Here is a 12,763-nt window from a genome sequence, read left to right on the forward strand (position 1 = left end):
TTTGTGTCGTTTAAAGAGGGGGAGAGAGGGGCCGATGGCGACGAGTGAACGCCAGCCACCGGCCGTGGCGGGGCGCGAACCCCGCCGTCAGTTACCGTCCCGTTCGTCCGCCTGCCAGCGCGCTTCCAGCCAGAGCAGGTTGCACAGGCCCAGCAGCAGGGCAAATCCGAGGCCCAAAATCCAGGTGAAGTACCACATAGCAGATCCCTTGAGGTCAGTAGAGTTGATGGCTGTCGCGCTTGATGCGGGCACGGTCGAGCTTGCCGCGCACCACCCGATAGACCCAGCCGGTGTAGCCCAGGTTGACCGGCATCAGCACCAGCACGAGGCCGAACATGATGGCCAGGGTTTTGTAGCTGGAGGTGCTGTCCCACAGGGTCAGGCTGCTGACCGCATCGAGGGATGAGGGCAGCACGAAGGGGAACAGGGCGATGGCCACCGAGCAGAGCATGGCGGCGCAGGCAATGGCGCTGGCCAGCAGCGCAACCCGGCCCCGCTCCAGCCAGGAGGCAATCCCGCTCACCAGCGGCGCCAGCGCCCCGATGATCGGCACCAGCCACAGCAGCGGATAGTCAAAATAGTTGCGCAGCCAGCCTCCGGCGTGGAGGATCACCCCCTTCATCAGCGGGCTGATGGCAGCATTCGGGTCAAAGGGTTGTGTGCCCACGCCGGTCAGCTGAAACCCTTGCAGATCCACCAGATGCCAGCCGGCCAGCAGATAGCAGAGGCTCACCAGCGGGGCCAGCAGGATGGCGATCCCCCGTGCGCGCAGCGCAGGGGTGCCGGTCACCTTGGCTTGCAGAAAACCGGCGCCGTGCAGCAGCAACAGGCTGATGGCAGTGGCCAGCACCGAGAGCAGCCAGCCCCAGTGGAAGTCGAACGCGCCATAGTGCAGACGCAGCGCCGTGTCGAAGCGAAACGGCAGCCCCTCCATCACCAGACCGATAGCCGCACCGAGGATGAGCGCCGGTATCAGACCACCGGCCACCAGCGCCCGATCCCACCAGCGGCGCCATACCGGATCGGCCAGCTTGCTGCGATAGTCAAAGCCGACCGGACGCAAAAATAGCCCGAGCAGCAGCACCACCATGGGGATGTAAAGCCCCGAGAAGGCGGCGGCATAAACCAGCGGCCAGGCGGCGAACAGGGCGCCGGCACCGGCAATCAGCCACACCTGATTGCCCTCCCACACCGGCCCAACACTGTTGATCACCAGACGGCGGTCGTCGTCATCTTTCGACACCACCGGCAGCAGCATGGCGATGCCGAGATCGAAGCCATCCATCACGATAAAACCGACCATCATGAAGAGCACCAGCGCCCACCAGATGAGTTTCAGGGTTGCGTAATCCATCAGGCGATCCTCGCAAGTTCGGGTTGTTCACCGCTGTAGCGGCCGGTATGGAGAATGGCGGGCCCCTTGCGGATCACATGGCGCAACAGGAAGAGCTCCACCACCAGCAACAGGGTGTAGATGGAACAGATGGCGATCAGGCTGAACCAGAGTTGGCCCGGCTGAAGCAAAGAGACCGAGGCCGAGACCGGCAGCACGTCGCTGATGGTCCAGGGTTGACGGCCGAGCTCGGCCACCAGCCAGCCCGCCTCGATGGCAATCCAGGGCAGCGGAATGCTCCAGAGCAGGGTCTTGAGCAGCCGTGGCGAGTCTTGCAGCCGGTTGCGGCAGAGCTGGACAAAGCTCACCACCATCAGCCCCAGCATGGTGATGCCAAGCCCCACCATCACCCGAAAGCCCCAGAACAGCGGCGCCACCGGCGGGATGGAGTCATCGACCGCTTTGGCAATCTCCGCCTCCCCCGCCTTGGCGATATTGCTGGCATAGGGGGTGAGCAGCATGCCGTAGCCGAGATCCTTGCCGTGCTGCTCGAAGCGGGCGCGGTTGGCCGGTGTATCAGCGCCCTGCCGGATCTGGTCGAGGGCCTCGGCCGCCACCATGCCGCTACGAATGCGCGCCTCGTTCTGCACCTTGATATCCTTGAGGCCGGTCACCGCCTCGTCGATGGAGCGGGTGGCGATGATCCCCATCAGATACGGGATCTTGATGGCGGCGTGTGTAGTCTCTCCCTGCTGATCCGGGAAGCCGAACAGGGTAAAGGAAGCCGGGGCTGGCTCGGTCTCCCACTCCGCCTCGATGGCGGCGAGCTTGACCTTCTGCACCTCACCGGTGCGATAGCCCGACTCATCCCCGAGCACAATGACCGAGAGGATGGCCGCCAGCCCGAAGCCGGAGGCGATGGCGAAGGAGCGCAGGGCAAACTGCACCTCGGTTTTGCGCAGCAGATACCAGCTGCTCACCCCCATCACGAACATGGAGGCCGCCACATAGCCCGCCGCGACGGTGTGAACGAACTTCACCTGCGCCACCGGGTTAAAGAGCACGGCGGCGATATCCACCAGCTCCATGCGCTGGGTCAGCAGGTTGAACTCGGCCCCCACCGGGTTTTGCATCCAGCCGTTACCGATCAGGATCCAGAGCGCCGAGAGGTTGGAGCCGAGCGCCACCAGCATGGTCACCAGCAGGTGCTTGCCGCGGGAGAGCTTGTCCCAGCCGAAGAAGAAGAGCCCCACCAGGGTCGATTCGAGGAAGAAGGCCATCAGCCCCTCGATGGCCAGCGGAGTACCGAAGATGTCCCCCACATAGTGGGAGTAGTAAGCCCAGTTGGTGCCGAACTGAAACTCCATGGTGATCCCCGTGGTGACCCCCATGACGAAGTTGATGCCAAACAGTTTGCCCCAGAAGCGGGTGATGTCCTGATAGATCACCTTGCCGGTCATCACATAAGCCGACTCGGCGATCACCAGGATCCAGGACAGCCCCAGCGTGAGGGGCACAAACAGGAAGTGGAACAGGGCCGTGGCGCCAAATTGCAGGCGAGACAGGCTGACCACGTCATCCGGATTGATCATGCGTCACTCTCTTTTGTTGTATTTGCCTTGCACGTTTCGTGCGTGACAAGTACATCACGGAGCATGACACCTATAACAGATGCAGTTATATTGAATTACACCTATAACAGTTGATCCAGATCATGTCTCTTTACCAGCAGTTGGCCGACCGCCTGCAAAGCCAGATCGACGATGGTATCTGGCAACCGGGGGAGCGCATCCCCTCCATTCGCCAGAGCTGCAAGACCCACGGGCTCAGCCCCATGACGGTGTTGCAGGCCTATCAACTGCTGGAGAGTCAGGGGCGGATCCTCGCCCGCCCCCAGTCCGGTTACTACGTCAAAGCCGCCTCACCACAGGTCGTGCAGCACACGCCGAGCCAGACCCACTACAGCGGCTCGGTGGATATCAACGATCTGGTGTTCGAGGTGTTGCAGGCGAGCAAATCGCGGGATCTGGTGCCCCTTGGCATGTCGGTGGCAGACCCGACCCTGTTCCCCCATCCCCAGCTCGGGCGGGCCCTGGCCAGCTGCATGCGCAAGCTCGATCCCTTCAGCACGGTGGCCGACCTGCCCCCCGGCAACGAAGCGCTGCGCCGCGCCATCGCCCAGCGCTACGCCAGCGACGGGGTGGCGGTCAATCCGCAGGAGATCATCATCACCACAGGTGCCATGGAGGCACTCTCCCTCAGCCTGCAGGTGCTGACCGAGCCCGGTGACTGGGTGGTGGTGGAGTCCCCCACCTTCTATGGTGCCCTGCAGGCCATCGAGCGGCTGAAACTCAAGGCGGTGGAGATCCCGGTCATTCCGGGGGTAGGCATCGATCTCGACCTGCTGGCCGACGCCCTCACCCGCATTCCGGTCAAGGCGTGCTGGCTGATGGGCAATGTGCAGCACCCGCTCGGCCACACCATGCCAGATAGTCACAAAGCGCAACTGATGGCACTGCTCAACAGCCATGGGGTGCCGCTGGTGGAGGATGACGTCTATGCCGAGGTCTACTTCGGCCGCGAACGCCCCAAGCCGATCCGCCACTGGGATCAGCGTGGCGACAGCCTGCTCTGCAGCTCCTTTTCCAAATGTCTGGCGCCGGGCTTTCGGGTCGGCTGGGTGGTGGCAGGGCCCCATGCCGAGCGGGTGCAACGGCTGCAGCTGATGTCCACCCTCTCCACCAATGTGCCGAGCCAGCTGGCACTGGCCGAGATGCTGCGCCAGGGCGGGGTCGATGCCCACTTTCGCCGTCTGCGCCACACCCTGGTCCAGCGCCAGCAGCAGATGCGGGCGGCCCTGCAACGGCTGTTGCCGGACGAAGTGCGGATCTCCTCCCCCGATGGCGGCTACTTCCTCTGGCTGGCGCTGCCTGCCCATTTCGACAGCCGAGCCCTGCACGCCAAGGCTCTGGGCAGCGGTTTTTCAGTGGCTCCCGGCGCCCTCTTCTCCAGTCAGGGGCAACACAACCACTGCCTGCGCCTCAACAGCTCCCATCCCTGGTGCGAACAGCTGGAGCAGGCCCTCACCCGGCTGGCCGCGCTGATTGCCGCACAGCTCGGTGAAAAGTAACGAGGCCAAGAGCCGCTGACGAAACGAACAAAGGCCCGCAACGGGCCTGTGTAGTTGGGGAGTGGCGCGCCTTGGCTCGCCATCAAAAACGGATCATCTGGCCATGATCTGCGACTGCACCTTGAAGCCCAGCGCCTCGTAGAGAGCTTTGGCGCGCTCGTTGAAGGCCATCACCTCCAGCCGGATTTGCTGAGCATCACGGGCCTTGGCCCACTCATCGCAATGGGCGAGCAGCGCCTTGCCAATCCCGCGGGAACGGTGCTGCTCCTCCACCACCACCGAGCCGATGCGGCAGATCGGCGCACGGGTGAGAAATGGCACGCTCTCATTGATATCGATCCGCGCCGTCAAAAAGCCCACCACCATGCCATCCTGCTCGGCAACGCAGAACAGACGCCCTTCCGCGCCGATGGCGCTCAGCAAAAACTCCCGCTCCTCTGGCGAAGGGGGGCAGAACACTTCGGGATAGTGCTGATGGTGGATCTCTCCTATCTGCCGGTTCAGCTCGACAATCACGTCGATATCCAGTTCGGTCGCCTTGCGTATCTCCAACGGTTGCTCCTTGCAAAAATGGTGATGGTTCTGCGCCATCTTAGGGGCTGTGCCCCGCAATCCAAATAGGCTCATCCGTATCTTTTGACGAGCAACCTAAACAACAACGCCCCTTGAGCGGGGCGTTATCGGCAATCCATGGCGATGAGGGGTATCAGGCGGGGGCGTTAAGCTGGGCCACCTGCCGCTCGATGCTCCCCTTGAGGTTGTCATCGAGCTTGAGGGCGCGCGCCAGTTCGTCGAGATAGCCTCGCTCCATAAAGTGATCCACCTCGATGGCGAGCAGGGAGGCGAGATAGACCTCGGTGGCCAGCTCCATATCGGTCACTTCCCGTGCCAGCGCGTGGGGATCGAGGGGACGGGCCAGCTCGGCGTCAATCCAGCGGGCGACATCGCTCTGGCCCTGTTCGGTCAGATACTCCTGAATTTTCTGGCGCTCGGCACCATCGATATGGCCATCGGCCCGGGCTGCTGCCACCATGGCGCGCACTAAAAGCGCCGCACGGGCATCCAGCGCATTGCCTTCCAGACCGCTGATGGGATGGGTAGGCTGGGCCGGTGCCGCCTGCTGGGCCTGCCAATCCTGATAGAGCTTGTAGGCCAGCCCGCCAAGGGCTGCGGCGCCGCCCACGGCAGCGGCCTTGCCGCCATATTTGCGCACTTTTTTATTGCCCAGCAGCAGACCAAGCGCACCGCCGGCCAGCGCCCCCTGCATCTGCCCCTTGCGCTTGTCTCCGCCTTCGTTGAGCCAGCCTTTGCCTGCCCCCAACAACTGTTCCAGCATCTGTTTCATGGTGTCACTCCTGCGGCTATGTTCCCGTCGATAGAGCAAGATAGTGACCCCGCCCCCCTGAATCGGGGATGAACCCTTGACCGGGCAGGCCGATGGGGCAAAGCTCAGGGAAACCCTTCAGGCAATAAGGATGTAACTGTGCCCAATCGCGAACTGACCCTGCAATTTCTGGCCGAGCCCTCCGACGTCAATTTCGGCGGCAAGGTCCACGGCGGCATGGTGATGAAGTGGATCGATCAGGCGGGCTATGCCTGCGCCGCTGGCTGGTGTGGCGGCTATGCGGTGACCGTCTATGTGGGGGGGATCCGCTTTTTGCGCCCCATCCAGATTGGCCAGCTGGTAGAGGTTCACGCCCAGGTGATCCACACCGGCACCACCAGCATGCATCTGGCGGTGGATGTCTACAGCCGCCACCCCACCGACACCGAGCGCCACAAAACCACCCACTGCATCATCATCTTTGTGGCGATGGATGAGCAGGGCAAGCCGACCCCGGTGCCCCAGTGGCAGCCGGTGAGCGAGAGCGATCTGCAGTTGCAGCAGTACGCCAAAAAGCTGATCGCCCTGCGCGAGGAGATCGACAAGGAGATGCGCCAGCACCTCTGACCTTGGTGGCTCACAACCCGACAGAGCGGGCGCTTTCGGCCAACGACGGCGCCCCTGTATAATCCCCCCTCTTCCCGCAACCGGAACCCTGCCCATGTCACTGGAAACTGCCCCGCCCGAGGTAAAACTCGCGGTGGATCTGATTGAACTGCTGGAAACCAATGAGCTGGCCCCCGAGCTGGTGCTGGCGGCGCTGGCCATTGTGAAACAGGATTACGAGCGCAAGCTGGCGGAGGGGAAGGATCACTGATCCCCCCACACTTTTTCCGCCTTATCTTTCCGACGTCAGTTTTTCCCCACTGAAGTTTTTCCCCACATAGCCACTCATTGCGGCCCCATCACCTCGTCGCAAAGGGCGATCAGGGCCGAGCTCAAGCGGGTGAGCGGCTCGCTTCCGCTAACTCCGGCATGGAGCGCCAGCTCCACCGGCGCTACCTTGGGCCACTGGGTCAGAGCCAGCTGATCGGCAGGCATCAGCCGTTTGGGCAGCAAGCTCACGCCGATGCCTGCGCTCACCGCCCCCTGCAAACTGGCGAGGCTGGCGCTGACATAGGCGATACGCCAACGCCGGCCGAGGCCATCAAGCGCCTCGGTCATCTGCCGCCGATAGAGCCCTTCGCTCGGGAACACCACCAGCGGCAGCGGATCCCGTTCCCGTGCGGGCCAGTCGCGACTGTCGACCCACACCAGCGGCTCGCGCCAACTGGCAAGGGGCGAACCCTTTCCCCGAGCCTGCTTGACCAGCGCCAGATCCAGCTCCCCCGCCTCGAAGCGCTGCCAGATCTCGTGGCTCAGGCCACTTTGCACCTCCAACCGTACCTCGGGGTAGTCGCGGGCAAAGGCGGCCAGCACCGGGGTGATGGCGCCTGCGGCGAAATCCTCCGGCACCCCGAGGCTGAGGGACAAGCTCCCCTCGCTCACCTGCTCCTCGGCCTGCGCCAGCAGCGCCAGAATGCGGCGGGCCAGCCCCAGCAATTTTTCCCCCTCCGCCGTCGCCACCACCTGTCGGCCAGCGCGATCGAGCAGCGGGCAGCCAAGCTGCTGCTCAAGGCGGCGGATCTGCTGGCTGATGGTGGATTGGGTCAGGTGGACCCGTTCACCGGCGCGGGTAAAGCTGCCGGTGTCGATAATGGCGACAAAACTGCGCAGTAACAGGGGATCCAGCATGAGGCACTCCATTTACAAAACCACTGAAACCCATTCTATCATTTAATTTCAAAATGACTTTCGAGCCCGCTAGGCTGGCGTTTTTGCCTCCTTTGACGGTGATCTGCCATGTTCAGCCCCGATGACTCCGTGTCCCGAATGCCCCCTGTCTCTCCCAGAACCGGAAACTGCACCCGATGAATCAACGAAATACGGATCAACCCGTAGGCCAGACTGCCCTGTTGGTGCTGGTGATCCTGATTGGCCTGAATCTGCGCCCCTTTCTTACCGCCATCGGCCCGCTGAGCGGCGAGATTGGCCGCGCCCTGTCGCTGGGGATGGATACCCTCGCCTGGCTTACCCTGTTGCCGCTCTGGCTCATCGGGATTGGTGTGCTGCTCACCCCGCGCCTGCGCAGCCTTGCCAGTGCCACCACCCTGCTGGGGCTGGCCTTGCTGCTGCTCGGCATTGGCAGCGCCATGCGCTTCGATGCCCAAAGCGGCGCCTTGCTGATCGCCAGCGCGGCGCTCTGTGGATTGGGGTCGGCACTGGTGCAGGGGGTGCTGCCCGCGCTGATCAAGCAGGCCTTCGCCCACAAGGTGCCGCTGGTGATGGGGATCTTCTCTGCCTGCATGATGGGGGGCGGGGCGCTGGGGGCCAGCCTCACCCCAAGGCTGGCGGTCAGCCTCGACTGGTCGCGGGCGCTGGCGCTCTGGAGCCTGCCGGTGCTGCTGGCCCTCGTTTGGCTAGGGTGGAAAGTGCGTCTGCCACGGGCCGCCGCGGTCGCCATTCCCCACGGCGAGCAGCGGCTGATCACCCTGCCCCGCAGCTGGTTACTGATCGTCTGCTTTGGCATCATCAACAGTGGCTACGGCATCGTGGTAGCCTGGCTGGCACCCGCCTATATGGCGCAGGGGTGGAGCGCCGCACAGGCGGGCGAGCTGGTCGCCTGGCTGGCACTGGCGCAGACCGCCAGCGGCCTCGGCCTGCCGCTGCTGGCCGCCCGCAGTCAGGACCGTCGGCCGTGGATGGGCCTTGCCATCGCCATGCAGCTGGCGGGATTCGGCGGCCTCTGGCTGGCGCCAGCCAGTGCCCCCATTCTCTGGTGCATGCTGTGCGGTGCCGGTCTTGGCGGCAGCTTTTCGCTCATCATGGTGATTGCGCTCGATCACCTGCCAGACCCGCGCCGCGCCGGCACCCTGAGCGCCCTGATGCAGGGGTTTGGCTTTATGCTGGCGGCCACCGGCCTCTGGGTGGCGGCGCGGCTCTATCACTATATGGGCGACTTTGCGGCCGCCTGGCAGTGGCAACTGGGGGGATTACTGCTGATGAGCCTGCTGGTGCTGCGCCTCGACCCACGCCACTATCCCCGCGTCATGGGGTTACCGATCGCCAGCGAGCCAACCCTTTCGGCGCCCCTCCCGGCCAGCTCTGCGACCCAAAGCAACACACCGGCCTGAGGCCGGTGTGTTGGGGATAACCGTTTTGGGGATCACAAGACGAGGCTGACGCCACTCAGAGGGACAACTCAGCGCCCCTTCTTCTGCCGTCCGGTGTTAGCGGTGCGCGGCTTGCCAGCGGCCGGTTTGCCCCCCTTGCCGGGAGCCCCTTTGCCAGCACCGCCCTTGTTGGCTGCACCTTTGCCCGCACCACCCTTGCCCACCGGCAGCTTCTTCTCGAAAGCTTCCGGGCCCGGCACATTGGGACGCCCGCCAATCTCGTGATCGTCATCGCGGCGCGGCTTCTTGCCCTGCCCCGGTTTGGCGCTTTGCGCCGCAGGGGCCTTGGCCGCCTTGGGTTTGTCGCCTTTGGCCGGTTTCACCTCGGAGGAGGAGTCCTCAATCAGATTGAACAGATCGATCAGCTCGTCGTCGGTGAGATCGCGCCACTCGCCCACCGGCAGCCCCTTGAGGCTGACGTTCATAATGCGGATGCGCTCCAGCTTGGTCACTTCAAAACCGAAGTACTCGCACATGCGGCGGATCTGGCGGTTCAGCCCCTGCACCAGCGTGATGCGAAAGACGAACGGCGCCTCTTTCTTCACCTTGCACTTCTTGGTCACAGTACCGAGGATCGGCACCCCGGCCGCCATGCCGCGCACAAACTCGTCGGTCACCGGCTTGTCGACGGTCACCAGATACTCTTTCTCGTGATCGTTACCCGCCCGCAGGATCTTGTTGACCAGATCGCCGTGGTTGGTAAGGAAGATCAGACCCTGCGAATCCTTGTCGAGCCGCCCGATGGGGAAGACCCGGGTGCTGTGGTTGACGAAATCGACGATGTTGTCCTTCTCGCCCGCCTCCGTGGTACTGACGATACCCACCGGCTTGTTGAGAGCGATCAGCACCAGACTGTCCGCCTCGCGCGGCTCGATCACCTGACCGTTCACCTTGACCAGATCGCCAACCTGCACCTGATCGCCGATCCCGGCGCGCTTGCCGTTGATAAAGACGTGGCCCTGCTCGATAAAGCGGTCGGCCTCGCGGCGCGAGCAAATACCGCTCTCGCTGATGTATTTGTTCAGGCGCATGGATTCGTTAGCCAGCATGGGTCACCTGCCACAGGGTCTGGGCCGCGCCCGGTTGTGCCATCGCCTGTTCCGGCTGTGCCGGGGAGGCTGTTTGCTGCATCAGCCAATTCACTACGTCAAAGTTCTGCATACCATTCCATCTTCAAAAAAGGCCAATGCCAGCTTATCCATCAAAAAACGCCGCTACAGTAGCATAATTGCCCCCTTTCAGGGGCAGATAGTTGCAAGGTCGCAGCGCCCAAACGGGCATCCGCGGATAAGTTCACGCCGCCAGATGGCCCGCGATGCAGCCTTCGAACGGCCAGCCTGATGTAAGCGGCGTGATCAGGCGCCCACAGCCAGCGCGGCCGAACGCCATCAACTATACATATCACCTTGTTTCCATTAGGCTTTAAGCCGGTTGGCAGCGCCTTGGATGCTGCGCCGAACTCGCCCGCCCAGAGGCGGCTCCACCTCTATCGCCAAGGATTGCACCATGCTGGCTCACACTCGCCGCCTTGTTCGCCGTGCTCTGCTGACCCTGTTGCTGCTGTTGCTGACCGCATGGGCGGTGATCGCCTACTTCGCCTGGCAGGCAGCGCCGCTGCAGCTGTGGCACACAGTGGTGCCCCCCGAACTCAGCACCGATGAGCTCGACAGCAGCGACTGGCAAGCCTATCTGGCCCGCGAAGCAGAGCTATTCGAGCTGGTGGCCACCGAGGTAGTCGCCAAAACACCGCCCGAGCAGCAACTGGCCAGCAATCGCTACTATCAGGACGCCCCCATCAATCCCGCCCGCGTTCAGCAGAACTGGAACCGCTCCTATCTGCTGCGCCCCGAGGGGGAAGTCAAAGGGGTAGCGGTGCTGCTGCACGGCCTGACCGACTCCCCCTACAGCCTGCGCCATCTGGCCAGACGCTATCAGGAGCAGGGCTTTATCGCGCTGGGGCTGCGGATCCCCGGCCACGGCACCGTGCCCGCTGGCCTCGTGGATGTGGATTGGGAGACTTGGCTGGCCGCCACCCGACTGGCGGTGCGGGAGGCCAGATTGCTGGCACCGGGCAAGCGGCCGCTGCATCTGGTGGGCTTTTCCAACGGCGGCGCGCTGGCGGTGAAATATGCGCTCGATGCGCTGGCCGACCCGAGCGGCACGCTGGCAAAACCGGATCGGCTTGTCCTGATCTCCCCGATGATCGGGGTGACCCGCTTTGCCCGCTTCGCCGGGATCAAGGCCGTGCCAGCCCTGCTGCCCGCCTTTGCCAACGCCGCCTGGCTCGACACCATGCCGGAGTTCAACCCGTTCAAGTACAACTCGTTTCCGGTCAACGGGGCTCGCCAGTCCTATCGCCTGACCCACGCCATCCAGCAGCAGGTGCGCCAGCTGGCCGCCAGTGGCGAGCTGGCGGCATTTCCCCCCGCCCTCACCTTCCAGTCGGTGATGGACTACACCGTCAGCACCCGCTCCATCATTGCCGATCTGTACCACTACCTGCCGGCCAACGGCAGCGAACTGGTGCTGTTTGATATCAACCGCAGCACCCTGTTTGGCCCGCTGATGAGCTCGGCATCCGAGCTGGCGCTGCACCGCTTGCTGCCAAACGCCCCCGGGCACTATCGCCTCACAGTGGTTGGCAATGTCGAACCCGCCTCCCCCGCAACCCAGGCCAGAACGCTGGCCAGCGCAGACCAGCCTGAGCAGCTCCGCCCGCTGGGTATCGATTATCCCAAGGAGATCTACTCCCTCTCCCACGTGGCGCTCCCCTTCCCGATGGACGACCCCCTCTATGGCATGGCGGCGCGCCCGGAGCAGCGGGAGCAATATGGCATCAATCTCGGCGGTCTGGCCCTGCGCGGCGAGCGCGGCGTGCTGATCGTCAACCCCGGCGCCCTCACCCGCACCTCCTCTAACCCCTTCTACCCCTATCTGCAGCAGCGGGTGATGGAGACCCTCACCGCCCCTCCCGTCGCCCGACCTGCCGCCGTCACCCCTGCCAGCAGTGGTCAACCTGATGCGGCCTATCAGGCAGAAGTGGAGCAGTTTTTACAGGATAGCGACGAGAGCAGCTCGCCTTTCTAGGGCCCCTCTGCCACATCGGCCAAGCGGCCGACGTGCTTTGCGCGATAGCGATACGAGAAAGGGGCCGTCAATTGACGGCCCCTTTCTGTTGCTGATGGCGATGGGAGTGATGGCTTGGTGGGCTCAGGGATAGATGCTCACTTCTATCAGATTCTGATCCGGGTCGAGGAAGTAGATGGATTCTATCGGCCCACAGGCACCGCTTTTGGTCACCGGCCCCTCGACAATCTCCACCCCGTGGCAGGCCAGCTGGGCCATCACTTGCTCCAGCGGCCAGCGGGTGATAAGGCAGACATCCCCCGACCCCACCTGCGCCCGATTGCGCGGCTCCTGCCCCAGCAGTTGCAGATTGATCTTCTGGTTGCCAAACCCTACCGCCCGGCGCCCCGCTCCGAAGGTGATGGCCTCCATATTGAGCACCGAACTGTAAAATTCCACGGCCCGTTCAATATCACTGACCGTCAATACCAGATGGTCGATATGGCTGATCATGGTTACCTCCTGGTGGTGATCTGGCTGATGTGACCGACATATGCCCGCAAGCATCCGACTGCTGCTGCCACGGCGGGCAACCCCATCATACCCGGCAAGGGTAAGCCCATGTGTGCCTTGGCGCG

Annotated in this window: 14 protein-coding genes; 5 read left to right on the forward strand and 9 right to left on the reverse strand. The window is 63.5% G+C overall.

The window, feature by feature from the left end; all coding sequences use genetic code 11:
* Positions 1-87 precede the first annotated feature (87 nt).
* Genes cydX through I6L47_RS05715 form a run of 3 tightly spaced genes read right to left on the reverse strand, consistent with a single transcriptional unit; the run spans position 88 to position 2,925 of the window.
* On the reverse strand, positions 88-198 hold the full coding sequence (gene cydX / locus I6L47_RS05705) for a cytochrome bd-I oxidase subunit CydX (protein ID WP_005337572.1): 111 nt from the start codon (positions 196-198) through the stop codon (positions 88-90).
* A 16-nt stretch (positions 199-214) separates the two neighbouring features.
* Positions 215-1,354 carry a cytochrome d ubiquinol oxidase subunit II gene (gene cydB / locus I6L47_RS05710; RefSeq protein WP_216948870.1) on the reverse strand — a complete coding sequence of 380 codons (1,140 nt, stop codon included), beginning with the start codon at positions 1,352-1,354 and terminating at the stop codon, positions 215-217.
* Positions 1,354-2,925 carry a cytochrome ubiquinol oxidase subunit I gene (locus I6L47_RS05715; protein WP_216948871.1) on the reverse strand — a complete coding sequence of 524 codons (1,572 nt, stop codon included), beginning with the start codon at positions 2,923-2,925 and terminating at the stop codon, positions 1,354-1,356. Before I6L47_RS05715 ends, cydB begins: the two co-directional genes overlap by 1 nt.
* A 122-nt stretch (positions 2,926-3,047) precedes the next feature.
* Between I6L47_RS05715 and I6L47_RS05720 the strand changes: the two genes are divergently transcribed.
* Positions 3,048-4,463: a PLP-dependent aminotransferase family protein gene (locus I6L47_RS05720; protein WP_216948872.1), complete on the forward strand. Its 1,416-nt coding sequence runs from the start codon at positions 3,048-3,050 to the stop codon at positions 4,461-4,463.
* Between the two features lie 93 nt (positions 4,464-4,556).
* On the opposite strand, the gene I6L47_RS05725 is transcribed toward I6L47_RS05720, so the two are convergent.
* Positions 4,557-5,015 carry a GNAT family N-acetyltransferase gene (locus tag I6L47_RS05725; RefSeq protein ID WP_216948873.1) on the reverse strand — a complete coding sequence of 153 codons (459 nt, stop codon included), beginning with the start codon at positions 5,013-5,015 and terminating at the stop codon, positions 4,557-4,559.
* Between the two features lie 154 nt (positions 5,016-5,169).
* Positions 5,170-5,808 carry a tellurite resistance TerB family protein gene (locus I6L47_RS05730; protein ID WP_042656069.1) on the reverse strand — a complete coding sequence of 213 codons (639 nt, stop codon included), beginning with the start codon at positions 5,806-5,808 and terminating at the stop codon, positions 5,170-5,172.
* Positions 5,809-5,946: 138 nt separating this feature from the next.
* Between I6L47_RS05730 and I6L47_RS05735 the strand changes: the two genes are divergently transcribed.
* Complete coding sequence (locus I6L47_RS05735; RefSeq protein ID WP_021230653.1) at positions 5,947-6,414, forward strand: acyl-CoA thioesterase; 468 nt, start codon at positions 5,947-5,949, stop codon at positions 6,412-6,414.
* Positions 6,415-6,508: 94 nt separating this feature from the next.
* Positions 6,509-6,664: a pleiotropic regulatory protein RsmS gene (gene rsmS / locus I6L47_RS05740; RefSeq protein WP_080768580.1), complete on the forward strand. Its 156-nt coding sequence runs from the start codon at positions 6,509-6,511 to the stop codon at positions 6,662-6,664.
* A gap of 74 nt (positions 6,665-6,738) precedes the next feature.
* Here rsmS and I6L47_RS05745 read toward each other — a convergent pair whose 3' ends face one another.
* Positions 6,739-7,581 (reverse strand): LysR family transcriptional regulator, encoded by an 843-nt coding sequence (locus I6L47_RS05745; protein ID WP_216948874.1) that lies wholly within the window; start codon positions 7,579-7,581, stop codon positions 6,739-6,741.
* A 176-nt stretch (positions 7,582-7,757) separates the two neighbouring features.
* On the opposite strand from I6L47_RS05745, the gene I6L47_RS05750 reads away from it, so the two are divergent.
* Positions 7,758-9,020 (forward strand): MFS transporter, encoded by a 1,263-nt coding sequence (locus I6L47_RS05750; protein ID WP_216948875.1) that lies wholly within the window; start codon positions 7,758-7,760, stop codon positions 9,018-9,020.
* Positions 9,021-9,088: 68 nt separating this feature from the next.
* Here I6L47_RS05750 and rluF read toward each other — a convergent pair whose 3' ends face one another.
* Positions 9,089-10,108, reverse strand: coding sequence for a 23S rRNA pseudouridine(2604) synthase RluF (gene rluF / locus I6L47_RS05755; protein ID WP_216948876.1), 1,020 nt, complete (start codon positions 10,106-10,108; stop codon positions 9,089-9,091).
* Positions 10,098-10,220: a hypothetical protein gene (locus tag I6L47_RS22590; RefSeq protein ID WP_005350832.1), complete on the reverse strand. Its 123-nt coding sequence runs from the start codon at positions 10,218-10,220 to the stop codon at positions 10,098-10,100. The genes rluF and I6L47_RS22590 overlap by 11 nt, the downstream gene beginning before the upstream one ends.
* Positions 10,221-10,565: 345 nt before the next feature.
* Here I6L47_RS22590 and I6L47_RS05760 point away from each other — a divergent pair, with 345 nt between their 5' ends.
* Positions 10,566-12,146, forward strand: coding sequence for a carboxylesterase (locus I6L47_RS05760; protein ID WP_216948877.1), 1,581 nt, complete (start codon positions 10,566-10,568; stop codon positions 12,144-12,146).
* A 123-nt stretch (positions 12,147-12,269) separates the two neighbouring features.
* Here the strand turns inward: I6L47_RS05760 and I6L47_RS05765 are convergent, their stop codons facing one another.
* On the reverse strand, positions 12,270-12,638 hold the full coding sequence (locus I6L47_RS05765) for a VOC family protein (protein WP_043825666.1): 369 nt from the start codon (positions 12,636-12,638) through the stop codon (positions 12,270-12,272).
* Positions 12,639-12,763 lie beyond the last annotated feature (125 nt).

This window comes from Aeromonas sp. FDAARGOS 1417 (assembly GCF_019046985.1).
GTDB classification, from domain to species: Bacteria; Pseudomonadota; Gammaproteobacteria; order Enterobacterales; family Aeromonadaceae; genus Aeromonas; species Aeromonas veronii.

Excerpts from the sequence above, each read along its gene's own strand:
- cydB (WP_216948870.1), bottom strand. The coding sequence starts at position 1,354 with ATGGATTACGCAACCCTGAAACTCATCTGGTGGGCGCTGGTGCTCTTC.
- I6L47_RS22590 (WP_005350832.1), bottom strand. The coding sequence starts at position 10,220 with ATGCAGAACTTTGACGTAGTGAATTGGCTGATGCAGCAAACAGCCTCC.
- I6L47_RS05730 (WP_042656069.1), bottom strand. The coding sequence starts at position 5,808 with ATGAAACAGATGCTGGAACAGTTGTTGGGGGCAGGCAAAGGCTGGCTC.
- cydX (WP_005337572.1), bottom strand. The coding sequence starts at position 198 with ATGTGGTACTTCACCTGGATTTTGGGCCTCGGATTTGCCCTGCTGCTG.
- rluF (WP_216948876.1), bottom strand. The coding sequence starts at position 10,108 with ATGCTGGCTAACGAATCCATGCGCCTGAACAAATACATCAGCGAGAGC.
- I6L47_RS05760 (WP_216948877.1), top strand. The coding sequence starts at position 10,566 with ATGCTGGCTCACACTCGCCGCCTTGTTCGCCGTGCTCTGCTGACCCTG.
- I6L47_RS05720 (WP_216948872.1), top strand. The coding sequence starts at position 3,048 with ATGTCTCTTTACCAGCAGTTGGCCGACCGCCTGCAAAGCCAGATCGAC.
- rsmS (WP_080768580.1), top strand. The coding sequence starts at position 6,509 with ATGTCACTGGAAACTGCCCCGCCCGAGGTAAAACTCGCGGTGGATCTG.
- I6L47_RS05715 (WP_216948871.1), bottom strand. The coding sequence starts at position 2,925 with ATGATCAATCCGGATGACGTGGTCAGCCTGTCTCGCCTGCAATTTGGC.
- I6L47_RS05765 (WP_043825666.1), bottom strand. The coding sequence starts at position 12,638 with ATGATCAGCCATATCGACCATCTGGTATTGACGGTCAGTGATATTGAA.
- I6L47_RS05750 (WP_216948875.1), top strand. The coding sequence starts at position 7,758 with ATGAATCAACGAAATACGGATCAACCCGTAGGCCAGACTGCCCTGTTG.
- I6L47_RS05745 (WP_216948874.1), bottom strand. The coding sequence starts at position 7,581 with ATGCTGGATCCCCTGTTACTGCGCAGTTTTGTCGCCATTATCGACACC.